The organism is Lysinibacillus sp. NPDC096212 (assembly GCF_044763105.1).
Taxonomy (GTDB): Bacteria; Bacillota; Bacilli; order Bacillales_A; family Planococcaceae; genus Lysinibacillus.
The window spans coordinates 26922-51639 of record NZ_JBIWFQ010000033.1; the positions used below are offsets into that span (position 1 = coordinate 26922).

Below are 24718 nucleotides of genomic sequence, written 5' to 3' on the forward strand. Positions count from 1 at the left end.
GTGGCGGGAACTATAGCAAACAGTTGTGATAATATAGAATAAAATTATCCAAAAGACTTATGATTAAGGATGATCTGATTTGAAGGAAATTGTAATTTGTAACAGTATTGGTTCTTATAGTGGAGCATTAACTCGCGGAAAAGAATATGTGGTCATAGAGGAGAATAAGGAAAAAGAGCAGATAAGGATAGTTGGCGATAACAACCGAACAAGGTGGTATAAAAAATATTATTTTGTTCCACACGGGACTACTGTTCCTGTTTTGGATAAATGGAAATTTGATGATGAAATAATTGATTCAAGTGAAAAATCTTTAGAACATGTTGAAATGACTTTTACCTTTAGCGATGGTGTTCGATTTGCACTAAACAAGGCCTAAAGGATTATGTGGAACGGAATATGGATGGGAATGTTCTTCTTATAGAAAATCAAATTATTGTAAAGGATTTTTCGTACGAAATAGTAAATAGAGCTTTTTTCGATTTAGACCAGCAAAATGAATTATTAAATGCAAGTCTGTTATACAACTAAAATAAAGAGCCTAGACAAAGCTGATTCGGACGCAATTATGCCGAGGCATAATTGATGAGAAATAATAAGGTATCATACATAAATTAAGGAGTAGCCAAAATGACAAACGAAACTGAAAAAACAATAATCGAAATGCTACAAGAATTGAAAGCCGAAATGGCTGAAATGAAGCAAGACATGAATCAACGCTTTGAAAAAGTGGACAAACGTTTTGATAAGGTTGAAAAGAATTTTAATTTCTTAGCCGAAGAACTAGGAAAGCAAAAGACGGTTATTAACAGCCCAAAAATGTTTGAAGAACCTGCAAAGCAAAAAGCTGAAGTAGAAGGACAAATGCCAGATGAGATTCTTAATTTAAAGAGCGCAGTAAAGATTAGTAGCTTTGAAAATTTAGAAGAATTATGGAATATTATCCTGGCTCAAGTTGAACAAAAAATTTCTAAACCAAGCTTCGAAACGTGGTTTAAGTCTACAAAATTACTGTCTTACAATGGAAGTAGTTCAACTGTGGCGATTGCTGCACCAAATTCGTTTGCCCGAGATTGGCTTGAGAATCATTATAGTCATTTGATTACAGGTATAGTAGGGGCGCTTACAGGCGAAGATTTGCTTATTGAGTTTGTTGTTCAAAAAAACCACGATTCAGACGATTTCGATCTGCCAGCGCGGATTAACTAAGCAAAAAGGCAGTGGGCACTGAAAAACTTAAGGATTACTAAAATTATAGTAACTAATTATGGTTTTCTCAATTCTATTAAGTGTCGAAAATGTAGCATGGAATCGTGGCAATTATGAATCAACATGAAGCGAGCTAATCGGTATATCGAAGCTGAGCTTTGTTCTAGCGGAGATTGACCTGTAAATCTAATTTAAATAACGTAGCGAAAATTATAACGCCTTTTTAGACAGTTTGCGCTGACTGTTTGAGAGGGCGTATTTTTATTGTCTTAAAATCGAAATTGAACGTATATGTTGGATTTTTCTGTAAAAATCTGAAAGTGCTTACTTTTTTAATTCACCTAACCTGAGTTTTATGCTAATGCACTCAGTTTTAAAGGTTAACTGCAGCAGATTTACATTGAATGTATGGAAAAATAATCTCATATTTTAAATGAAGGATGGACATTTGGAGGAGGAGTTAAGATGGGCTTATTTGATGGGATAATAGGTAATGCAAGTGAAGTAAATCTAGAAAAATTACGGGAAGAAGTTAAAGATTTATTAACACCTCATGAAACAATTAAGCATGCCTATAAAATTATAAGAGACACTTTTATTTTTACGGATAAAAGACTTATCTTAATCGATAAACAAGGAGTAACTGGGAAGAAAACGCAATATCATTCAATTCCATATAAGAGTATTCTTCATTTTTCAGTTGAAACTGCGGGAACGTTTGATTTAGATGCAGAGTTGAAAATTTGGGTTTCAGGTAGTGAATTACCGATTCAGAAAAACTTTAATAAATCAACTAACATTTATAAAATTCAAAGTGTGTTAGCGGAATATGTATTAGGAAAGGCATAAAATTAATTTCTTTCAGCAAATGTTTTGTGTAACGTAAGTGAAACGGCAGTTACAATTGTTTTGTGTAACGAAAGCGAAGCGGCAGTTACAAATGTTTTGTGTAACGTAAGTGAAACGGCAGTTACAAATGTTTTGTGTAACGAAAGCGAAGAATCAGCAACAACACACGACTGAGTGATCAACATTTTGCTGCTGCCGCTACGTTAGCACTACGCTTTCGCGCAAAAAACATTTGCAGAGCACAAAGCCGATTCCATACCCAATTATGCCGAGGTATAATTGATCGGTCAACAATACTGTTGATCGTTTATCTTTGCTTAAACGTATATAATTATATTGGGTGATAACATATGAAAAGCGTAAACTTACAGCTTGACGAAAATAATTCGTTAGAAATAACGCAGATAGAAGAAAATTTATTTGAGGTGCGACTTGGAATTAATGGAAGCATTAGTGTGTACTATATGACACGTGAACAACTCCTTAATTTTGATCAATTAGGCGCTCATATTCGCATTGAGGCTATTCTAGAGGATGATCTGTAAACATATTTCAACTCTATTCGAAACCTATATTAGTAGTTGATAAATGTTTTACAAGACATATTCACAGAAGTGAGCTTCAGGAAGCCCACTTCTTCAGAGGTGGGAGGAATGAAGTGCTTTAGGTAGCGCTACCTGCCTTCGTTAAAACTTATTGCCAACACAACATCGGTTGTGTAAATAAGAAAGTCTTATGGAACGGAAGATAAATCAAAGATGTTGTACACAGGACATGGCAACACCATCTGTGGAGAGCTTTGTAACGCTTCTCTTAAGTACATAAGAACCCCACTGCTTTAGCTGTGGGAGTAGTCAGTTAGTATTGAAGGCCTAATGTATGTTTGTGAAAATTATGACAGATACATTATGTATTATTTTAATTTATTAAAGATTTTGTGAATTTCCTGATTAATAACAGTGGGATTTGTCCGATTAATGAAGGTAGATTTTCGAATCTGAGTAAAAACATACCTTTCTATAGTATAAATCGACTAATTTTGATGTGAAAATTAAAAGAAAATATGAATGTATTGCTTACAAAGTATGGGTAAAATCTTTCTTGGTAGTGACAATTGTCTCTAAACAAATGTAAATAGATTGTATATACTTACAGTTAGAGGGAAGGAGGAGGTAACTTGATTCTAGTTCGTAATGATAAATTCGAAATAACCGAAGAAAATGGCAAGGTCTATATGCTTACTTACAGTGCCGGTTATCCATTAAAAGAATTTGATAGTATTTTACGTAGTCATCCCCGACTTAAATTATCAAATTTTTCAATATTAAAAAATGTCTTAGCAACAGAAAATACTAGCCCTGTTGAAATTGGACGCTGGCTTCCAAATGTTGAAGCAGAAATTGCACGAGATAAAATGTCTGCCTCAATATTTGTATACGAAACACACGATTATATACTAGAGAATAAAGAGAAATTAACTCAACAAATTCTGGAAACAATCGAGAACGAAGGAATTGATCATGGAATATTAGATTTTGATATTTCTAAAATTGATCCAGGAAAAGCATTTTTAATTGCACAAGGAACACCACCTGTAGCAGGAACAGATGCACAAATTACATACTTACCTAAACCAGAGAGAAAGCCAGTAATTCGCGAAGATGGGAAAGCTGATTATTATGACATGAACTTTATTTCTGAAATTTCAGAAGGTTCTTGGCTAGGTGAAAAAGTCCCTGCGACATTAGGTAAACCAGGAAAAAATGTACTAGGCGACATTATGGCTGCTGTACCAGGTCGTGATTCTCCTATACGATACGATAAAAAATCAGCTTATGAAGTGGAAGAGGATGGGAAAACTGTCATCCGTTCTAAAATAGCTGGTGTATTAGATGATGTCAAAGGCATGATCGGTGTTAATAGACATTTGCCAATTAATGGGGACGTTGGCGTTGAAACAGGGAATCTCGAATTTAATGGCTCATTAAGCATTAAAGGAACAGTTACATCAGGCTATACAGTCATTGCTACTGGAGATATTTCCATCGAGGGTGCTGAAGGTGTAAGCGGTGCCAAACTTATTAAATCCATTGAAGGCGACGTTTATATTCGTGGAGGGATTTTTGGTTTAGGCTCAACTATTGTAGAAGCAGGCGGCAATATTTTCGTTAAGCATGTCAATGAAGCAAATCTAGTTGCAGCTGACAGCATTCATATAGGATTTTATTCATTAGGATCACAGCTCTCTGCGCATTCGATTTTTGTGGACGAACGAAAAGGGAAAATTATTGGGGGCCGTGCAGTAGCTAAGAATACAATAGTCACTGCCATCTCAGGAAATCGTTTAGAGCGTCGAACGGACTTAATCATTGAAAGCGTTAATAAACAGGAAAGATACTCTATTATGCAAGAGAGGGCTGCACAGCTTAAGTCGCTACAATCAGAAATCTCTGAGCACGAGGGAAAAATTAAAAGCATATTGCCTTTCCTTGATAAAATGTCTAAGGAACAGATAGCTACATTTGAGGAAACAAAACAAAGCTTAACAAAATTGAAAGCGGATGCAGTAGCAATCGATCGTGAGGTTAAGCTAATAATGGATGAAATGCGTCATGCTGGAAAAGAAGAAATTATTGTGACGAAGGAAGCTCATCCTGGTACCTATATTCAAATTGGCAAAAAATCATCCTTATTAAGTAAGATGACAAACGGTAAATTTCTTATTGAATTTGGTGAGTTAAATGTCTAGGGAATCGTTCATTCCTGTATTTGCACATCGTGGGGCTTCAGCGTATACACTTGAAAATACTTTGAAGGCTTTTGAAAAGGCTTTAGAGCTAGGAGCAGATGGGATCGAATTAGATATCCAGCTTTCAAAAGAAGGTATTCCGGTTGTGTATCATGATCCACAGCTGTCAAGATTGGTTGGCATCAATAAGCATGTGAACGAATGTACGGTAGAGGAGCTAGTAAGCTTTAAACTTGGGAAGCCTTGGAGGCGATTATTTTCAACGTATAAAATCCCGACGTTTGACGTAGTTTTAGCTTGGGCAAATTCACAACAGCTACCCCTTAATATCGAATTAAAATCAACAATTCTAGATAATAAAAGCGCACTTATTCAAATGCTTCAAGGGCTTACTTTGCCAGTTGGCAGTCATTTTTCATCGTTTCACTATGAGCTTCTGGAGATTGTGAAACAATCTAAGCCGGACTATGAAACAGCACTTATAGCAACAAAAAAATTAAAATGGGATTTGCTTAGTGATTACAAAGCTATTGACAGTGTTCATATGCATAAAAGGTATTATAAACCAAGATATTTAGAGGCCTGTGTAGCGAGTAATAAAGCATGTCGTTTTTATGCAATAGATGGGGATGAAACATTTTTATTGAATCCGCATCCTTCTGTAATTGGTTGGATTACTGATTTTCCTGATAAAGTAATTGCGAAACAGCAACGTTAATCATTCTGATGAATGAAGATAAAAATAGCTATCCAATAAGTCTTTTGGACTTAAAAGGATAGCTATTTTTATTTTTTTTGGAAGCGTGGAGCCACTTTTCCATTTTTTCGATCGCGGTGGAGTAAGAATCCTGCGAAAAAGCCAAAGCCTATAACAAAGAGAATAATGCCAACGACGAATTGTAGCCATAAAAATGGGAAAGGTGAGATGAGCTTTCCAAATAATGTATCACGCATAAATTTAATGCCACCTGCAGCCATAAGACCTGGAATAAGCATTACAATAAATGCAGCTAAACGAGCCATGCATGTCCCCCCTTATTCCTAATTTTAATTGTACCTGTGGATATTGGAATGTCAAGGAAGCTATGTAACTGGAGTACCCAACAACTAGTAAAGACATACTAGATCAGTTGTAACTGAATGTTTAGAAAATTCTTAATTAAACAAGAAAGTGTAATAATAGTTGATAAATTGTGAAATTGTGAGTATTGTAAAAATAAATGGAGCATTATTATCCATTGTTAAACAATTTTTGAACATTTATTATACTGAATTGGAATGGGCATTTGGGGATGCACTTTCTAAAGCAAAGGGGCGAGTTTTCATGGAAATCTTCAAGTATATGGAAAAGTATGATTATGAACAATTGGTATTTTGCCAAGATGAAGCATCAGGGTTAAAAGCGATTATCGCTATCCATGACACAACACTTGGGCCAGCACTAGGCGGGGCACGTATGTGGACATATGCATCAGAAGAAAATGCGATCGAGGATGCATTACGTTTAGCACGAGGGATGACCTATAAAAATGCTGCAGCTGGTTTAAACCTAGGCGGAGGAAAAACGGTCATTATCGGTGACCCATTTAAAGATAAAAATGAAGAAATGTTCCGTGCACTAGGACGTTTCATCCAAGGGCTTAATGGTCGCTATATTACGGCAGAAGACGTTGGTACAACAGTGACAGATATGGATTTAATGCATGAGGAAACAAATTATGTAACGGGAATATCTCCGGCTTTTGGTTCATCAGGAAACCCATCTCCAGTAACTGCTTACGGGGTATACCGTGGTATAAAAGCATCGGCAAAAGAAGCGTTTGGATCTGATTCACTAGAGGGGCGTACTATTTCTGTACAAGGTCTGGGCAATGTAGCCTACAAGCTTTGCGAATATTTACATAATGAAGGTGCAAAACTTGTTGTTACAGATATTAACCAAGCGGCAATTGATCGAGTTGTGAATGATTTTGGTGCGACTGCTGTGGCACCAGAGGAAATCTATTCACAGGAAGTTGATATTTTCTCACCTTGTGCATTAGGAGCGATTTTAAATGATGAAACGATTCCGCAACTAAAAGCAAAGGTTGTCGCAGGTTCTGCTAATAACCAGCTACAAGATTCTCGCCATGGTGATTATTTACATGAATTAGGGATAGTGTACGCACCTGATTATGTGATTAATGCAGGTGGAGTAATAAATGTAGCTGATGAATTATACGGATATAACCGTGAGCGTGCGATGAAGCGTGTTGAAGGCATTTATGATAGTATCGAAAAAATCTTCGAGATTTCTAAACGTGATGGTATACCGACATATGTTGCAGCTAATCGTTTAGCAGAAGAACGTATCGCTCGAGTATCGAAGTCTCGTAGCCAATTCTTAAAAAATGAAAAAAATATTTTACACGGTCGTTAAGAACCGATTATTCGTTGAGAGAAGTCGCATTGTCGACTTCTTCTAACTTTATAGTAAATTAATAGATTTAATAGTTTAAATGAATTTAAACGGCAAGGACAGATCACTTATCTTAGGTACCAAAGGGACAAGATGCTTTAGCATTTTTCTCATAAGGGGGAATCCATATGGCTCAAAATTATGATGTTGTCATTTTAGGCGGAGGTACAGGTGGCTATGTTGCAGCAATTCGAGCTGCACAGCTGGGCTTAAAAACAGCTATTGTTGAACGTGAGCGCCTAGGTGGAACATGCTTGCATAAAGGCTGTATACCGAGTAAGGCCTTACTTCGAAGTGCAGAAGTGTATCGTATGGCAAATAAAACAGCTGCTGAATATGGTGTTGATATTGAAGGCGTTACATTGCAATTCGACAAAGTGCAGGCGAGAAAGCAAACGATTGTTGAGCAATTGAGCCAAGGTGTGAATACACTGATGAAAAAGGGCAAAATAGACGTTTATCAGGGAACAGGGCGAATTTTAGGACCTTCTATTTTCTCACCAATGCCTGGCACTATTTCAGTTGAAATGAATAATGGCGATGAAAATGAAATGCTAGTTCCAACAAATGTGGTCATTGCCACCGGGTCAAAGCCAAGAGGAATGGCCGGACTAACGGTTGATGGTAAATATGTGATGAACTCTGATCATGCGTTGGAAATGGAAAATTTGCCAAAGTCATTGTTAATTGTCGGCGGAGGAGTTATTGGAATTGAATGGGCCTCGATGCTTTGTGATTTTGGGGTTTACGTAACGGTCATTGAATATGGGCCATCCATTTTACCAGCAGAGGATGCAGACATTGTAAAAGAAGTAACCAAGCAGCTTGAAAAAAGAGGCGTCCGCATTGTGACTAACGCCCGCTTAGATACGGGGACCTTTAAAATTGAAAATGATAACGTTTTCATTTCTGCAAAAGTCGATGATAAGGATGAATTATTTGAGGCTGATAAAGTATTGCTTTGTGTTGGACGTGAAGCAAATACACAAGGTATCGGATTAGAAAATACTGAAATAGAAGTTGAAAATGGGTTTATCAAAGTCAAGGATTCGTATCAAACGAAGGAATCACATATGTATGCCATAGGGGATGTTATCGGTGGCTTACAATTAGCTCATGTTGCTTCGCATGAAGGGGTATCTGCGATTGAGCATATTGCAACGGGTAAAACAGAGGCACTTGATGTTCTAAATGTACCAAAATGCGTTTATTCTTATCCTGAGGTTGCAAGTATTGGCTTAACAGAGAGTGCTGCTCGAGAGCAAGGTTATTCATTGAAGGTTGGTAAGTTTCCATTCAAGGCGATTGGAAAAGCGCTAGTTAATGGAGAGACAGATGGCTTTGTGAAAATGATTGCCGATGAAGAAACGAATGATATATTGGGTATTCATATGGTAGGACCACATGTGACAGATTTAATTGGAGAAGCATCGCTTGCTAAATTATTGGATGCAACGCCGTGGGAAATTAGTCAGGCCATTCATCCACATCCGTCACTAAATGAGGTACTAGCGGAATCAGCGTTAGCAGTGGATAATCGCGCCATTCATTTTTAATTTCTCTTTTGGTAGCGAAAGTGAAACGTCGGGAAGGGGTGTTCGTATGCAAGGTGTTCAAATTAAGCATGAGGATTTAGGTTTATCAAAAGAAGATGTACTTGCAATGTTCGAAACGATGTTAATGGCGAGAAGACTAGATGAACGTATGTGGTTATTAAACCGTTCTGGTAAAATTCCGTTTGTTATTTCTTGTCAGGGACAGGAGGCAGCACAAGTAGGGGCAGCCTTTGCTCTTGATCATAATAGAGATTATATTGCACCTTACTATCGAGATATGGGAGTTGTTTTACATTTTGGCATGACACCAAGAGAATTGATGTTATCCGCATTTGCTAAAGCAGAGGATCCAAACTCGGGTGGGCGTCAAATGCCAGGTCACTTCGGACATAAGAAAAATCGTATTCTAACAGGCTCTTCGCCAGTTACTACACAAGTTCCACATGCGGTGGGAGTTGCTCTAGCAGGTCGTCTACAAAAAGAAGATTTTATTACTTTTGTTACGCTTGGTGAAGGTTCTTCTAACCAAGGTGATTTCCATGAAGGTGCGAATTTCGCAGGCGTGCATAAGCTGCCAGTAATTATAATGGTAGAAAATAATCAATATGCAATTTCTGTGCCTGTAGAACGTCAATTAGGCTGTGCAAAAGTATCAGATCGCGGTATTGGCTATGGTATGCCAGGTGTTACGGTTGATGGAAAATGTCCGTTACAAGTTTATAAGGTTGTGAAAGAAGCAGCTGATCGCGCACGTAGTGGTGAAGGTCCAAGTTTAATAGAAACAGTGACTTATCGCTTAACGGCTCATTCTTCGGATGATGATGATCGTCAATATCGAACTGCCGAGGATATAGCAGAAGGAAAGGCAAAGGATCCAATTTTGTTGTTTGAAAAGTACCTTATGGATGCAGGAGTTATGACAGAAAAACTACGTGCTGAAATAGAAGAACGTGTCATGGCAGAGGTGAATGAAGCAACAGATTATGCAGAAGCTGCTCCGTATGCAACAGCAGAGCATGCTTTGAAATACGTATATGCACCAGTGGACGGAGGTGATGTGTAATGGCAGTGATGTCTTATATTGATGCGATTACATTAGCGATGAAGGAAGAGATGGAACGTGATGAGCGTGTTTTCATTTTAGGAGAGGACGTTGGTCGCAAAGGCGGGGTTTTCAAAGCAACAGCAGGTCTTTACGAGCAATTTGGTGAACATCGTGTACTTGACACGCCACTTGCTGAGAGTGCAATTGCAGGTGTTGGTATTGGTGCTGCAATGTATGGGATGCGCCCGATTGCCGAGATGCAATTCGCTGATTTCATCATGCCTGCCGTTAATCAAATTGTTTCTGAAGCAGCAAAAATCCGCTATCGTTCAAATAATGACTGGTCTTGCCCAATGGTTATACGAGCACCATTTGGCGGCGGTATTCACGGAGCGCTCTATCATTCGCAGTCTGTAGAGGCACTTTTTGCAGGAACACCAGGATTGAAAATTGTTATACCATCAACACCGTATGATGCAAAAGGCTTGTTAAAAGCAGCGATCCGAGATGAGGATCCAGTACTGTTTTTTGAGCATAAGCGTGCATATCGACTCATTAAAGGTGAAGTTCCTGTCGACGATTATACATTGCCCATTGGTAAGGCAGATGTTAAGCGGGAAGGGGAAGACGTTACTGTCATTACGTATGGTTTAGCTGTCCATTTTGCATTACAAGCGGCAGAGCGCCTAGCAGCAGATGGTATTTCAGCGCATATTCTTGACCTACGCACGGTATATCCACTTGATAAAGAAGCGATCATTGAAGCGGCTAGTAAAACAGGTAAAGTTTTACTAGTTACCGAGGATAATAAAGAAGGTAGCATTATGAGTGAGGTTGCAGCAATTATTGCAGAGCATTGTTTATTTGAGCTCGATGCACCAATTCAGCGCCTTGCAGGACCAGATGTTCCAGCTATGCCGTATGCACCAACGATGGAAAAATATTTTATGATCAACCCTGATAAAGTAGAGCGTGCGATGCGAGAACTTGCAGCATTCTAATATAGAAGAGCTTAAAAGTTTATACCTCTGGCGGATCTACAAAATTTGACTGGAAGTAAAACGTTATCTACTCATTGTAGTAAATAGAAGCTTATGAAAAGTTAAAATCCGTGTGATTGTTTATCTACGCGTCATAGCCTAAAGCTTATAAATATCACAGGTATTTTAAGACTCTTCATAGAAAGTTTGGGATGACATTTCTTAGAACGTTATGTCATGTATATAACTTGATTGGAGTGGAGACTGGACGCCCCCAGGAAAGCGTCCGGTCGGAACGGAAATCAACCCCCACTTTATTGTGATGAGTTTATTATAAATATGATAGTAATTTGATAGATACAAATACACCTAGGCATAATTGATGGGGGGAATAGATGATGGCTATTCAAAATATTACAATGCCACAGCTCGGCGAAAGTGTAACAGAAGGTACGATTGAAAAATGGCTTGTCAAGCCAGGTGATACGGTAAAAAAATATGATCCATTAGCAGAAGTTGTAACAGATAAAGTTAATGCAGAAATCCCGTCTTCTTTTGAAGGAGTCATTACAGAGCTACTTGCAGAGGAAGGGCAAACGTTACCAGTTGGTGCAGTCGTTTGTTCCGTTGAAATAGCAGGCGACAGTGAGTTACCACCTCCGCCTCCGCCGAAAAAATCAGCGGTAAGTACAGCAATTTTAAATGCAGGTGTACAAAAGAAACAGGAGGCTCAGCAGCCAACTACAGCAACAGTAGCCCCACAAAAAACAGTTCGACAGGATAAAGTGCGTTATTCACCAGCTGTTCTTCGACTTGCACAAGAGTATGAAATTGCACTTGATCAAATCACAGGTACTGGTGAAGGGGGACGTATAACAAGAAAAGACTTAATGAAACTGATTGAAGCAGGAAATGTGCCAACTTCTCTAGTGGAAACACCGCCTGCAATCGATTCAGCCGTTCCGCAGTCAGTACCTGTTGTGGTACAAGCATCACAGGAGAATACTAAACCAGCCACACCGACACAACCAATTCAAGCAGGCGATATTGAAATTCCGGTAACAAAGGTGCGCCGTGCTATTGCCAATAATATGGTACGAAGCGTTCATGAAGTGCCACATGCATGGATGATGATGGAAGTAGATGTAACAGATTTAGTAACATATCGTGATAGCATTAAGACAGAGTTTAAGCAAAAAGAAGGCTTTAATATAACGTATTTTGCTTTCTTCGTAAAAGCAGTTGCTCAAGCTCTAAAGGAATTCCCGATGATGAATTCCATGTGGGCAGAAGATAAAATCATCCAAAAACATGACATAAATATTTCCATTGCAGTCGCAACAGATGATGCACTATTTGTTCCTGTAATAAAACACGCTGATGAAAAGTCAATTAAAGGTATTGCTAAGGAAATTCATGAGCTTGCAGTGAAAGTTCGTGCCGGAAAACTAACGATGGATGATATACAAGGTGGTACATTTACGGTCAATAATACGGGTGCATTCGGCTCTGTACAGTCGATGGGCATCATTAATTACCCACAAGCAGCTATCCTCCAAGTGGAAAGTATTGTAAAAAAACCAGTTGTTTTACCTGGCGGAATGTTTGCTGCACGAGATATTGTGAATTTATGTTTATCTTTAGATCATCGCGTTCTCGATGGACTTGTATGTGGTAAATTCCTTAATAGAGTAAAAGAAATACTCGAAAATGCAAATAAATCTTCGACGTCAGTCTACTGATGACTTCTCGGAAACCTGTTATATAACGGTTTCCGATTTTTTTTTACTTTTCGAGTCGCAATTTGTCATGTAGAATAACAAATAGAAACTACTAAGGGGGGAAGCTGATTAAGCGTCCGCATGTCAAACAACATGAAAAATATTGAATTTGAAAAGCCGTCCTATTCAGAATGGCAAGATGCAGCAATCAAGGCTTTAAAAGGGAAACCATTCGAGTCTCTTTTAACGAAAACAAGTGAAGGTATTACATTAGAACCTCTTTACACCCAAGAAAGTTTAGTAGCAAAACTTGGTGAAGAACTTGATAAACAAGTTGCTACAATCCGTTCCCTACAAAATAACGAAGCATTTCGAGTGGCACAGCAAGTATATGCTGAAACAAGCGAGGCATTTTTTGTACAGCTTGATGATAGCTTAGCTCGAGGCAATGAAGTAGTAACAGTTGATAGCCGTGTGAATTTTGAATGGACTGAAGAAGTATTGGCACAATTAGCGACTTATTTCTCTGAATATTCGTTTAAAATTACGGTTGAAAATTCAAATGACCCATTATTAGCAGTGTTCGACAAAATAGCAATTGATCAGCGAGAAGCTGTAAAAGGTTTCATCGTATCGAAATACCCTATCTCTATCACTTTAAATAATTTCCCGAGCGTGCGCTCAATCGGTGCGGACACGACGGTTTATCATAATGAAGGAGCAAACACAGTACAAGAGTTAGCATATGCCCTTGCATTAGCCGCAAAATACGCAAATCAAGAAGAAAGCTTTGAAGCGTTCGCGAAGAAATTTTATGTATCCTTTGCAGTGGATACACAGTTCTTTACAGAGATTGCAAAACTCCGTGCTTTTAAAGTACTTTGGAAAGCGTTTTCATCCGCATATGGAGTATCTAATGGCGTAAAAGTTCCAACTATTGCTGAAACATCATTAAGAAGCTTCTCGAAGCTGGATGTATATGTAAACTTATTACGTTCAGCGAATGAAGCTCTTTCAGGCTTAATTGGCGGTGCGGATGTCTTTACAGTTCACCCTCATGATGCATTAACGAAGCCAACCGATCAATCAGTTCGTATTGCACGTAATGTATCGTTAATCTTAAAAGAAGAAACAAATGTTTTAAAAGTTATAGATCCAGCTGGTGGCTCTTACTTTATTGAGTCATTAACAGCAGATTTTGTGAAAGAAGCTTGGGCATTATTCTTAGAAATTGAAGCAGCTGGAGGCATCGACGCTTACACTGTATCTGGAAAGCTTATGGAGGAACTAGAAAAATCCTATCAAGCTCGTATCAAAGCGGTACAAACGCGTAAGCAATCATTAATAGGTACAAATATTTATGCTAATCCAGCAGATGTGCTTGAAAGCGAAACAAACCCAGCGTTCGCAGAAATTAAGCGAATTGCTAAACCTTTTGAGGAATTACGTGCGGTAATGACTGCGGCAAATGTGCAAACGGGAATCTTATCATTAGGTACACTTAAAAGCTCAAAACCACGTGCTGATTTCGTGTCAGGTTTCTTAAACACTGTAGGTCTAGTTCCAGAAAAAAGCGAACCAGTTGCTACGGCTGAAGAAGCATTAGCTTGGTTAAACGCTACAGAAGCAACATATGTGGTAATTGCAGGTAATGATGACGATACAAAAGAATTAGTACAAGCAATTTTAGCAGGCAAACCAGCTAACGTCATTGTTGACGTTGCAGGTAAATTTAAAGACGAAGAAGAAGCTTGGTTAGCAAATGGCTTAAACGGCTTTATTTTCGCAGGACAGAACATCATCGAAAAATTAAACTCAGTGTTCGCTAGCATGAAGGAGGTCCAACGATGAGCAAGCCAAATTTTAGTGCAGTTGAAATCGAAAAAGTTTTAGCAGCAGAAGCTCCTCAAGCGTCAGAAGAAAAATTCATGACCAATGAAGGAATCGAAATTAAAGATATATACACAAAAGAAGATATTAAAGAGGCAAAACATTTAAATGATGTAGCAGGTATTGCGCCAAATACGCGCGGTCCATACCCTACTATGTATGTAGCTCGTCCTTGGACTGTTCGCCAATATGCAGGTTTCTCAACAGCTGAAGAATCAAATGCATTCTACAAGCGTAATCTAGCGATGGGTCAAAAAGGTCTTTCTGTTGCCTTTGACTTAGCAACTCACCGTGGCTATGACTCAGATCATCCTCGTGTAACAGGGGATGTTGGTAAAGCTGGCGTAGCGATTGACTCTGTAGAAGATATGAAGATTTTATTCGACCAAATTCCTTTGGATCAAATGTCAGTTTCTATGACAATGAATGGCGCTGTATTACCAGTTCTTGCATTCTATATCGTTGCTGCTGAAGAGCAAGGCGTTACACCAGAGCAATTAGCGGGTACGATTCAAAACGATATTTTAAAAGAATACATGGTTCGTAACACATATATTTATCCACCAGCAATGTCGATGAAAATTATTGCAGACATTTTTGAATATACAGCGAAATATATGCCGAAATTTAACTCAATTTCGATCTCTGGTTACCATATTCAAGAAGCGGGAGCAACAAATGACATTGAGCTTGCTTATACATTAGCAGATGGTCTTGAATATGTTCGTACGGGGCTAAAAGCTGGAATCGATATTGATGCCTTTGCACCGCGTTTATCATTCTTCTGGGCAATCGGTATGAACTATTATATGGAAGTTGCAAAAATGCGTGCTGCACGCCGAATTTGGGCACAGATGATGTCAACGTTTAATCCGAAAAACCCTAAGACATTAGCACTTCGTACACACTCACAAACATCTGGTTGGTCTTTAACAGAGCAGGATCCATTTAATAATGTGGCACGTACACTATTCGAAGCGAATGCGTCTTCAATGGGGCATACACAATCCCTGCATACTAATGCACTTGATGAAGCGATTGCGCTACCAACTGATTTCTCTGCACGTATTGCACGTAATACACAGCTGTTCCTACAAGAAGAAACAGCAATGACAAAGGTTATTGATCCATGGGGCGGTTCATATTATGTGGAAAAATTAACAGACGAAATTACAAAATTTGCGTGGGCATTAATTGAAGAAATCGAAGAACTTGGCGGCATGGCGAAAGCGATTGAAACAGGTCTTCCGAAAATGAAAGTCGAGGAAGCTGCGGCAAAACGTCAAGCGAAAATCGACTCTAAAACAGAAACAATCGTTGGTGTAAATAAATATCGTTTAGAAAAAGAAGAACCTATCGACATTCTTGACATTGATAATACATTAGTTCGTCAAAAGCAAATTGAACGTTTAGAAGCAATGAAGGCAGCTCGTGATGAGGCAGAAGTACAAAAACATCTAGCTCGATTAACGAAAGCGGCGCAAGATGGTGAAGAAAACTTATTAGCAATAGCGGTTGATGCAGCGCGTGCTCGTGCTTCTTTAGGTGAAATCTCTGATGCAATCGAAGTTGTTTCAGGTCGCCATAAGGCAGTGATTCGTTCAATCTCTGGCGTTTACTCTGCAAACTTCTCAGATGAAGAGCAAATTGCTGAAATGAAACAAATGACAGAGGAATTCCTTGAGAATGAAGGTCGTCGCCCACGTATTTTAGTAGCGAAAATGGGACAAGATGGACATGACCGCGGTGCGAAGGTTGTGGCAACGGGATATGCTGACTTAGGTTTTGACGTAGATATTTCACCATTATTTATGACACCTGCTGAAGCAGCTCAAATGGCTGTGGAAAACGATGTTCATGTCATTGGTGTATCTTCATTAGCAGCTGGTCATAAAACGCTAGTTCCTGAATTAGTAGCAGAGTTAGAAAAACTGGGCCGCGAAGATATCATTATTATTGTTGGAGGCGTGATTCCAGCACAAGATTATGACTTCCTTTATGAAGCTGGCGCAGTAGCGATATTTGGACCTGGTACAGTTATTCCTGTATCGGCACAAAAGATTATTGAGGAGATTTACAAACGTTTAGGCTATGAGGAAGTGTCTGAATAATGGACAAAAACAAAGGAATGCCTGAAAGTGCGCTATTTGTTATGGACGGAGTAGAGGCAACTCACGACGGAATGCAATATGGTACACCTAAAAAATTCCGAAAGAAAAAAGCCGACAATGTAAACATACAGGAGCTTGCACGAGAAGTACGTGCAAGCTCTCGTACACACTTGTCAAAAGCCATTACACTCATTGAAAGTTCAAATGCAACACATAAAGTGCAAGCACAAGAACTGCTACAAGAGCTTCTACCACATACAGGAAACAGTGTCCGTATTGGGATCACAGGCGTTCCTGGTGCGGGAAAGAGTTCGTTTATTGAGGCTTTCGGAACGATGCTTTGTGAGATGGGGAAAAAAGTGGCAGTCCTTGCGATTGATCCAAGCTCTTCTTTATCGGGAGGAAGTATTTTAGGCGATAAAACTCGAATGGAGGAGCTCGTGAGAAAGCCTAATGCATTTGTTCGTCCCTCTCCAACAGCAGGTACCCTAGGGGGTGTTCATAAAAAGACACGTGAAACGATGCTTGTTTGTGAAGCGGCTGGCTATGATGTCATTTTAATAGAAACAGTTGGTGTTGGACAAAGTGAAACGTATGTCCGTGGTATGGTTGATTTCTTCTTGCTGTTAGTTTTAACAGGTGCCGGGGACGAGTTACAAGGCATGAAAAAGGGCATTATGGAGTTAGCGGATGCCATTGTTGTTCATAAGGCTGATGGTGATAATGTTCGCCTTGCTAAAAAAACGGTATCTGAGTATAAGCAAATTTTACATTTCTTACAGCCTGCTACTCTAGGTTGGATGTCTACAGCAATGCCGGTAAGCTCATGGGAAAAACGTGGTCTCGACAAAGTATGGAGTACAATAGGGGAGTTCAGACAAATCGTTGAGGCAAATAATTACTGGTCAATTAGACGCCAAAATCAGACGAGAGATTGGTTCCAATCGATGATTACCGACCAATTAATCGATATGTTTTATGGTAATCCAGAACGTAAAGTACAGGTGCAACTTTTAGAACGTCAAATTTTAAATGGACAGCTGACAGTCACGCAAGGTGTAGATCGTTTGTTTAGCGATGAACAATCACAGAAATAATATGATCCTTAATATGAGCAACTAGGTGCACAAATTCGTCACTAACTGCTATGATAGGAGATGTATGTGCGTCGACTATCTAAAGCTAGTAAGTTTAACTTCTTTCAGCTGAAAGAAGTTAAGGCTTCCGGAAGTAATTATGCCGGGGCATGATTGATGATGACGCGAACTTGAAAGGAGCTATCGCTATATGAATATGGATTACGATTTATTTATGCAAGAAATTTTAAAAACAGCACGTGCAGAAATTGAGGGTGCTGGTTATGAGCAGCTTCGCACGCCAGAAGCTGTTGAAGAGGCGTTTGCTCGTCCAGGTACAACATTAGTCATGGTAAACTCAGTATGTGGCTGTGCAGGCGGTATTGCACGTCCAGCAGCAGCACAATCCGTACATTACGATAAACGTCCAGACCATCTTGTAACGGTATTTGCTGGTCAAGATAAAGAAGCAACTGCAGCTGCTCGTTATCACTTCGGTGAAGATCATTTACCATCTTCCCCATCATTTGTGTTATTAAAGGATGGACAAGTAGTAGCAGAAGTTGGACGCTATGAAATTGAGGGACATGACCCAATGTCAGTAGTAACAAACTTACAAGCAAACTTTGAGGAATATTGCGACGAACTTTAATTTTATTCATAGAAATAAAAGAGAAGCTATTCTATAAGTAGGAAGCCCCGCAGTTAGAAAACATCTGCGGAGGCTTACTACTTAGCCATGATAGATGATCCCCGATTTGCATGACTTCATAGATAATCTTCTTTTATATTCAAGATACTAGTCAATTGACATTCGGAATATTTGAAATATTGGCTAAATGATTCACCTAAAGTTCGAAATGAATAAAATTAACAGGTGTGTTGATTAGAAATATTGGGCATTATTGTGGTGAAACCCATTGTTTTTCTAAAACTATATATTGCGGCTCATCGCTAAAAGTTGTGGGTGACATTTGTAAAAACCTATTCAATGAATATTAGTTGATTGGAGTGGAGGCTGGGCGACTCCTTGGGGAAAAGCGGCTCATCGGACGCCCCCAGGAAGCTTTGCTCTGTGCGAAAGCGAAGCGACAGCAACAAAGCGCCCAGCCGGAACGGAAATCAACCCCACGTTATGGTGATGTGCCTATGTTTGTAGTGATATAAAGCCTTCAACACATTTGTAAAATTAGAGTACTGAAAGATAGGAGGCAGTCGACTTGAAGAAGTTTTCAATCGGCTATCGTACATTAAAAACGGCATTTGGTGCAGCAATCGCTATTGCCATTGCCCAATACTTTGAATTAGCTTCTTATGCATCTGCTGGTATTCTAACAATATTATGTGTACAGCCAACGAAGAAAAAATCTCTTCATGCAGCTTATACAAGATTCGTCGCAAGTATTATCGGTATGCTTTATGCATTTTTGAGCTTTGAGCTATTTTCCTATCATCCGCTTACATTAGCATGTATGTTAATTGTTTTTATACCAACAATTGTGTCATTAAAAGTAGCAGACGGCTTTGTCTCAAGTGCAGTAATTATCATGCATATTTATGCAGCAAAAAGCTTTTCATGGGCACTTGTTTCTAATGAATTCGCATTAATGGCAATCGGTTATGGTACAGGAATAGCTATAAATATGTATATGCCAGACATTCAAAAGGAATTAAATTACTATCGAGTTAAAATTGAGGAACTTTACAGTAAGATTTTTTTAGAAATTGCCAACTATTTAAGAGAAGGCGATACATTGTGGGATGGGCAGGAAATTATAGACGCGATAAAAGCATTAAATAGTGCGAAATCCCTAGCGTTTAAAGATGTTGAAAATCATTTTACGAGACGTGAAAATGACTACTACGTGTATTTTGATATGCGTGAACAGCAGCTAGAAATTATCGATAGGGTTCTTCCAAAAATAACGGCACTTCCTGTTATAGTACAAGAGGCAGTGATCGTCGCTGACTTTTTACAAGACCTCGGTGAGCATGTTCATTCAGGAAATACGGCTAGTCATTTTAGGGAGAAGTTAGAGCAAGTAAAGCTAGATTTCGCCCAATTACCTTTGCCAAAAAATCATGAGCAATTTCTAGCACAAGCAGCACTCTATCAATTTCTAGAGGAAATGGATCGATATTTAGAAATTAAGCAGTCTTTCAAGGGGATAAAGGTAAAGAAAGAGCGCCCGCAGTAATGCGGACGCCTAGCTTTTCATTACACAAACATTGATAAGCCGAATGCTAGAGATGAAATTACCATGATTGCAACCATCGTATAAACGACGATTTTTTGAAATTTTTTATTACTCATATGCTCGTTCGCTCCTTCTTTTCTTATAAATAGTTTATCAAATCTGAAAAATTTCTCAAGTAGTAGAGTTTTGACGAAAAAGTCTGTAAAATAGATTATGTACCATAACAGAAGGAGATGTCACCATGGAGAGAGTAGATCATATTGGGATTGCAGTGCGTGATCTTGATGAACGCATTACATATTATACAGAAACTTTAGGCTTAAAGCTGCTGAAAGTGGAAGAGGTAGAATCTCAACAGGTTCGTGTTGCATTCATTGACGCGGGTAATGTAAAAATTGAGTTATTAGAACCGATGAGTGAAAAAAGTACTATTCACGGATACATCGAAAAACGTGGAGAAGGTATTCACCATGTAGCTTTCGGTGTAACAGGTATTCGTGAGCGTATGGCTGAGCTTCGTGAAAAAGGCGTCCGCCTTTTATCTGAAGAGCCAGGACCAGGTGCTGGTGGTGCAGAAGTTGCTTTCATGCATCCGAAATCATCTTTCGGTGTGTTATATGAATTATGCGATAAAAGTGGAAAAGGGGATAAGTGATCAGTATGGATATGTTCGACAAAATTAATGACTTGTATGACCGTAAGACAGTAATTGAACTTGGTGGCGGCTATGAGCGCATCGAGAAGCAACATGATAAAGGCAAATTAACTGCTCGTGAGCGTATTGAATTATTACTAGACGAAGGTACATTTTTCGAGATCAACCCATTCATTACACACCGTACAGTAGACTTTGGCATGGACAAGATGGAAGGTCCTGGTGATGGTGTAGTAACTGGTTTCGGTAAAATTAATGGACGTCCAGTATACTTATTCTCTCAAGATTTCACAGTATTTGGTGGAGCACTTGGTGAAATGCACGCCAAAAAAATGGCAACAGTGATGGATTTAGCCGCAAAAAATGGTACACCATTTATCGGTGTTAATGATTCAGGTGGCGCTCGTATTCAAGAGGGTGTACTTTCACTTGATGGTTATGGTCATATTTTCTATCGTAATGCAATCTACTCTGGGGTAATTCCTCAAATCTCAGTTATCATGGGACCATGTGCTGGTGGAGCGGTATATTCTCCAGCAATTACAGACTTCATTCTAATGGTTGATAAAACATCTCAAATGTTTATTACAGGACCGAAAGTTATTGAAACAGTAACAGGTGAAAAAATCTCTGCTGAAGATTTAGGTGGTTCAAAAGTAAACAACGCTGTAAGTGGTAATGCACACTTCCGCGCACCATCTGAAGAAGAAGCTATTGATCAAATTAAAAAACTATTAAGCTACTTACCACAAAATAATAAAGAAAAAGCTCCTCGTCAAGCACGTCCAGAGGGTGATGACTATCGTCCGGAAATCGTGGATACTGTACCGATCGAAACAACTCGTCCTTATGATGTACGTAAAGTAGTCGAGCAAATAGTGGACGAAGGCTCATTTATGGAAGTTCATGCAGAATTTGCAAAAAACGTAGTAGTTGGTTTTGCGCGAATTGCTGGTGAATCAGTTGGTCTTGTATGTAACCAACCTAAAGTATTAGCTGGTGGGTTAGACATTGACTCTTCAGACAAGGCTGCTCGTTTCATTCGTACTTGTGATGCTTACAATATACCAATTATCACATTTGAAGACGTTTCTGGTTTCTTCCCAGGCGTTAAACAAGAGCATGGCGGTATCATTCGTCACGGAGCGAAAATCCTTTATGCATATTCAGAAGCAACTGTACCAAAAATTACAGTGATTCTGCGTAAAGCATATGGTGGTGCGTACGTTGCTCTTAACTCTAAATCAATTGGGGCAGACTTAGTATTTGCTTGGCCTAACGCAGAAATTGCTGTTATGGGTGCAGCAGGTGCAGCTAACATTATCTTCGCGCGTGAAATTGCAAAATCAGAAGATCCAGAAGCAACACGTGCAGCGAAAATTGAAGAATATAAAGAAAAGTTCGCAAACCCATACGTGGCAGCATCTCGTGGTATGGTAGACGATGTTATCGACCCACGTGATACACGTATTAAGCTAATTCAAGGGCTAGATATGTTATCGAACAAACATGAAACACGTCCAGATAAAAAGCACGGAAACATTCCTCTATAAAAATGTACAAGCCTAGTATCCATGAGGATTACTAGGCTTTTCTTTTTGACTTGAACTAATTTTCGATAATAAAAGATCTATTAAAAATTACAGATAATTGAAACATATCCACGTTTCATCCGTACATATATGTAAGAGGAGTTGAGATAAATGGAATGGAAACAATTACAAAAAGAGCAAGAAATGATTCATGCACAATTAAGAACTGCTAGTAGGTTAAGTGAACAAAAGGATTTAATTGAAAGGCAAATCGAGCGTGCACAACAGGAAATTTACAAACATTCTAAAGCACTCAATCAAATTCGTTTGAAACTCGATAAGTTAGAAGGTTTTTCTTTTATGAATATGATTCGTACGTGGACAGGGCAACGAGATGAGCTACGTACTGAAAAAATTGATGAAGCAGCTATTCTTGAATTAAAAATAAATGAAGCAAAGAAGATGGAACTTGATTTGACAGATGATTTACGACAAATAAACACTAAACTTACTCAAATAAATGAACAAGAGTTGCAAGAAGCTTTAAGGCAATTAAATGCTAAAAAGAAAGGCTACTTCCAAATACATGAACCTGAACAGGCAAAAAGGCTTGAACAATTAGCGCATGAAGAAATGTTAACGAAACAACTTATTATAGAGATAAAAGAAGCAGAAGAAGCTGGTGAAGCAGCACTTACTAAGCTTGGACAAGCTGCAGAGTCCTTGCATTCTGCAAGTGGTTATTCAGCGTGGGATACGTTTTTTGGTGGAGGTCTCATTGCTACACATTTAAAGCATGATGCACTTGATGAGTCCGAAAATTATCTTCATAATGCTCAAATTGCATTACAGCGCTTCCAAAACGAACTACTGGATGTGCAAGATATGTCAACGAAATCATTAGCAGTTGAAACAGATGGATTTGTAAAATTTGCGGACTATTTCTTTGATGATATTTTTTCAGCTTGGTCTGTCCATTCTAAAATATCTACCGCAAGAGAGCAGGTTTCTCGTGTACAAGATGATGTACATAATACGATCTTGCGTCTACAGGATAAACATAATAAGGCGGATGACTATTTGCAGTCTCTACATAAAGAAAAAGAAGCGATCTTTCAAAACGTAGATATTAAGTAACCTGTGAAAAGAGTTCCCCTCTTTTTGAGGGCACTGAAAAAGTCCATATCTTCTCACATTGCGAGGTATTCAACGATTAAATCGTTGAATACCTCGCTTTTTTCATTTGGCACTGTGACTCTACTGTTGTTTTCCGAAGCATTCCGCTCGCTTTCCGCGGGCGAGCGCCGAGCCTCCTCCTACGCTTCGCTTCGTGCGGGGTCTCGTCTGTCTCGCTTTCCCGCAGGAGTCGAGCGATGCTTCTCCAAACAACGCAATGTATCACTCTATTATTTTAGTCACGCTTTCCTTTATAATAAAAGAATTAATGTGCAGGTGGTGCCCCCGATGATTTCAAATCAAGAAACCCTTAATTTAGGTCCATATATGGCGATCTACGATATTGTTGTGCCAAAGGATAATATACTTCGCCAAATCAATGAACTTGTTGATTCTCTGGCAATGTCTGTACGAGACTTGTCATTTTCATAAAGTTTCACCATTTATAACTTAAAATCTGCTTTTTAGGTTTTATGTTCTCGTCTCATTTTTGACAGACTTCTTTGGGTAGTCTTTTTAGTGTACTAGTCCCTATAAGAGCTGTCTAACCAAGTGTAGCCTACCCAACCATAATCCATTTTTTTAAAAAGGTAAATTCCTAAACGTTCACAAATAACGGTGCAATTAAGTTTCTTTTTTTCTATAAATATAGTAGGGAAAGTAATTGTTTGATGTATGTCTATTGAATAGAAATATGCTGGTGACTAACATGAAAAATAACTACATTTCAAACTTCGCCTTCATTTTGCATTTTCCTAATTTCAATAATTTTCTTCCAGATCGCCCTATCAATTTTGGCAAAACTACTTATGCTTGGCGTTGTATTTACTTCAAATAATATAGTTTCGCCTTCAAGATTTATCCCGAAATCAATGCCATATTCTCTACAAGGAAAGTGGGATGCTATTACTTCAGATGCTAAAATTGAATTTTCTTTTAGAGAATCTATTGTTTTATCTTTCTCTGTATTATCCATCATCATATAATCTGATAATAATTCATCAATCGGTATTACTTGAGAACCCCGATTTGAATTGACAATCCCATGATCCTCAGTTGCGATCCTTCCGTAAATCCCACCAATTATCCATTCTCCCTTTAGATTTTGAACATGAACACGAATGGATATAGAATGCCCATCGGGGGTAAGACTCATGACCCCCTCCTGTATAATATAAATTCCGCTTAATCTATCGTGTTTCTCATATGGATGTAGAACTTGATGGAAATCCTCAATTGTTGCCAAACACTTATTTATTTCTTCACCTTGCATGTTAAATCCGTTAAAACAATACTGTCCATCTTTTCTTTTGTAGACTTTATAAATTGCTCTACCTTGTCCAGTGCTATCATGTTTCACATAAACATACTCATAGCTATTTAATAAATAAATTAGGTTTTCTAGACTATAAAGTGTTGATTGTGGAATGAAGTTAGTTGTTAAAGAATTTTGATTTAAAAGTAAGAATTGTTCCCATTTTCCTAGTGCGTTTTTCAATAAATTCGCCTCATT

The 24718-nt window shown here is 38.6% G+C and carries 22 protein-coding genes and 1 pseudogene; 20 read left to right on the top strand and 3 right to left on the bottom strand.

Going from position 1 to position 24718, the window contains the following annotated elements:
• Window positions 1–79: 79 nt before the first annotated feature.
• The 6 genes and pseudogenes from ACIQ7T_RS23855 (at window position 80) to ACIQ7T_RS23880 (ending at window position 5525) form a co-directional block, all read left to right on the top strand.
• Entirely contained in the window at window positions 80–379 is a 300-nt protein-coding gene (locus ACIQ7T_RS23855) for a hypothetical protein (protein WP_402874119.1), read from the top strand.
• A 485-nt stretch (window positions 380–864) separates the two neighbouring features.
• Window positions 865–1203 (top strand): annotated as a pseudogene (locus ACIQ7T_RS23860) (DnaA N-terminal domain-containing protein); the annotation flags it as partial.
• A 471-nt stretch (window positions 1204–1674) separates the two neighbouring features.
• The gene (locus ACIQ7T_RS23865; protein WP_370079899.1) at window positions 1675–2058 is read left to right on the top strand and encodes a PH domain-containing protein; all 384 of its coding nucleotides are present in this window, start codon (window positions 1675–1677) and stop codon (window positions 2056–2058) included.
• Between the two features lie 350 nt (window positions 2059–2408).
• Complete coding sequence (locus ACIQ7T_RS23870) at window positions 2409–2603, top strand: hypothetical protein (RefSeq protein WP_402874122.1); 195 nt, start codon at window positions 2409–2411, stop codon at window positions 2601–2603.
• A 632-nt stretch (window positions 2604–3235) separates the two neighbouring features.
• The gene (locus tag ACIQ7T_RS23875) at window positions 3236–4807 is read left to right on the top strand and encodes a flagellar assembly protein A (protein ID WP_370081630.1); all 1572 of its coding nucleotides are present in this window, start codon (window positions 3236–3238) and stop codon (window positions 4805–4807) included.
• Window positions 4800–5525: a glycerophosphodiester phosphodiesterase gene (locus ACIQ7T_RS23880; RefSeq protein ID WP_370081632.1), complete on the top strand. Its 726-nt coding sequence runs from the start codon at window positions 4800–4802 to the stop codon at window positions 5523–5525. The genes ACIQ7T_RS23875 and ACIQ7T_RS23880 overlap by 8 nt, the downstream gene beginning before the upstream one ends.
• A 68-nt stretch (window positions 5526–5593) precedes the next feature.
• Here ACIQ7T_RS23880 and ACIQ7T_RS23885 read toward each other — a convergent pair whose 3' ends face one another.
• A complete protein-coding gene (locus tag ACIQ7T_RS23885) occupies window positions 5594–5830 on the bottom strand; it encodes a DUF2627 domain-containing protein (RefSeq protein WP_132356638.1) in 237 nt (78 codons plus the stop codon).
• A gap of 301 nt (window positions 5831–6131) precedes the next feature.
• On the opposite strand from ACIQ7T_RS23885, the gene ACIQ7T_RS23890 reads away from it, so the two are divergent.
• From ACIQ7T_RS23890 to ACIQ7T_RS23935, 10 genes are all read left to right on the top strand, one after another.
• Complete coding sequence (locus tag ACIQ7T_RS23890; RefSeq protein ID WP_370081748.1) at window positions 6132–7226, top strand: Leu/Phe/Val dehydrogenase; 1095 nt, start codon at window positions 6132–6134, stop codon at window positions 7224–7226.
• Between the two features lie 167 nt (window positions 7227–7393).
• On the top strand, window positions 7394–8821 hold the full coding sequence (lpdA, locus tag ACIQ7T_RS23895) for a dihydrolipoyl dehydrogenase (RefSeq protein WP_370081634.1): 1428 nt from the start codon (window positions 7394–7396) through the stop codon (window positions 8819–8821).
• 46 nt (window positions 8822–8867) lie between these two features.
• Window positions 8868–9884: a thiamine pyrophosphate-dependent dehydrogenase E1 component subunit alpha gene (locus ACIQ7T_RS23900; protein WP_370081636.1), complete on the top strand. Its 1017-nt coding sequence runs from the start codon at window positions 8868–8870 to the stop codon at window positions 9882–9884.
• Complete coding sequence (locus ACIQ7T_RS23905; protein ID WP_142507157.1) at window positions 9884–10867, top strand: alpha-ketoacid dehydrogenase subunit beta; 984 nt, start codon at window positions 9884–9886, stop codon at window positions 10865–10867. Before ACIQ7T_RS23900 ends, ACIQ7T_RS23905 begins: the two co-directional genes overlap by 1 nt.
• A 377-nt stretch (window positions 10868–11244) precedes the next feature.
• Window positions 11245–12588 (top strand): dihydrolipoamide acetyltransferase family protein, encoded by a 1344-nt coding sequence (locus ACIQ7T_RS23910; RefSeq protein WP_370081638.1) that lies wholly within the window; start codon window positions 11245–11247, stop codon window positions 12586–12588.
• 132 nt (window positions 12589–12720) lie between these two features.
• Window positions 12721–14418, top strand: a complete 1698-nt coding sequence (locus tag ACIQ7T_RS23915; protein ID WP_402874127.1) for a methylmalonyl-CoA mutase family protein — start codon at window positions 12721–12723, stop codon at window positions 14416–14418.
• Window positions 14415–16568 carry a methylmalonyl-CoA mutase gene (gene scpA / locus ACIQ7T_RS23920; protein ID WP_402874129.1) on the top strand — a complete coding sequence of 718 codons (2154 nt, stop codon included), beginning with the start codon at window positions 14415–14417 and terminating at the stop codon, window positions 16566–16568. The genes ACIQ7T_RS23915 and scpA overlap by 4 nt, the downstream gene beginning before the upstream one ends.
• Entirely contained in the window at window positions 16568–17665 is a 1098-nt protein-coding gene (gene meaB / locus ACIQ7T_RS23925) for a methylmalonyl Co-A mutase-associated GTPase MeaB (protein WP_402874132.1), read from the top strand. Before scpA ends, meaB begins: the two co-directional genes overlap by 1 nt.
• A 190-nt stretch (window positions 17666–17855) precedes the next feature.
• Window positions 17856–18296, top strand: coding sequence for a BrxA/BrxB family bacilliredoxin (locus ACIQ7T_RS23930; protein ID WP_370081645.1), 441 nt, complete (start codon window positions 17856–17858; stop codon window positions 18294–18296).
• Window positions 18297–18864: 568 nt separating this feature from the next.
• Window positions 18865–19842 carry an aromatic acid exporter family protein gene (locus ACIQ7T_RS23935; protein ID WP_370081647.1) on the top strand — a complete coding sequence of 326 codons (978 nt, stop codon included), beginning with the start codon at window positions 18865–18867 and terminating at the stop codon, window positions 19840–19842.
• Between the two features lie 20 nt (window positions 19843–19862).
• Here the strand turns inward: ACIQ7T_RS23935 and prli42 are convergent, their stop codons facing one another.
• Window positions 19863–19958 (bottom strand): stressosome-associated protein Prli42, encoded by a 96-nt coding sequence (gene prli42 / locus ACIQ7T_RS23940; RefSeq protein ID WP_370081649.1) that lies wholly within the window; start codon window positions 19956–19958, stop codon window positions 19863–19865.
• Between the two features lie 125 nt (window positions 19959–20083).
• On the opposite strand from prli42, the gene mce reads away from it, so the two are divergent.
• From mce to ACIQ7T_RS23960, 4 genes are all read left to right on the top strand, one after another.
• On the top strand, window positions 20084–20497 hold the full coding sequence (mce, locus tag ACIQ7T_RS23945) for a methylmalonyl-CoA epimerase (protein ID WP_337989624.1): 414 nt from the start codon (window positions 20084–20086) through the stop codon (window positions 20495–20497).
• A gap of 5 nt (window positions 20498–20502) precedes the next feature.
• Window positions 20503–22050 (top strand): acyl-CoA carboxylase subunit beta, encoded by a 1548-nt coding sequence (locus tag ACIQ7T_RS23950; RefSeq protein ID WP_402874137.1) that lies wholly within the window; start codon window positions 20503–20505, stop codon window positions 22048–22050.
• A 150-nt stretch (window positions 22051–22200) separates the two neighbouring features.
• On the top strand, window positions 22201–23166 hold the full coding sequence (locus ACIQ7T_RS23955) for a hypothetical protein (protein WP_402874140.1): 966 nt from the start codon (window positions 22201–22203) through the stop codon (window positions 23164–23166).
• Window positions 23167–23493: 327 nt separating this feature from the next.
• The gene (locus tag ACIQ7T_RS23960; RefSeq protein WP_402874172.1) at window positions 23494–23637 is read left to right on the top strand and encodes a hypothetical protein; all 144 of its coding nucleotides are present in this window, start codon (window positions 23494–23496) and stop codon (window positions 23635–23637) included.
• Window positions 23638–23932: 295 nt separating this feature from the next.
• On the opposite strand, the gene ACIQ7T_RS23965 is transcribed toward ACIQ7T_RS23960, so the two are convergent.
• Window positions 23933–24703 carry a YheC/YheD family protein gene (locus tag ACIQ7T_RS23965; RefSeq protein ID WP_402874143.1) on the bottom strand — a complete coding sequence of 257 codons (771 nt, stop codon included), beginning with the start codon at window positions 24701–24703 and terminating at the stop codon, window positions 23933–23935.
• Window positions 24704–24718: the final 15 nt, after the last annotated feature.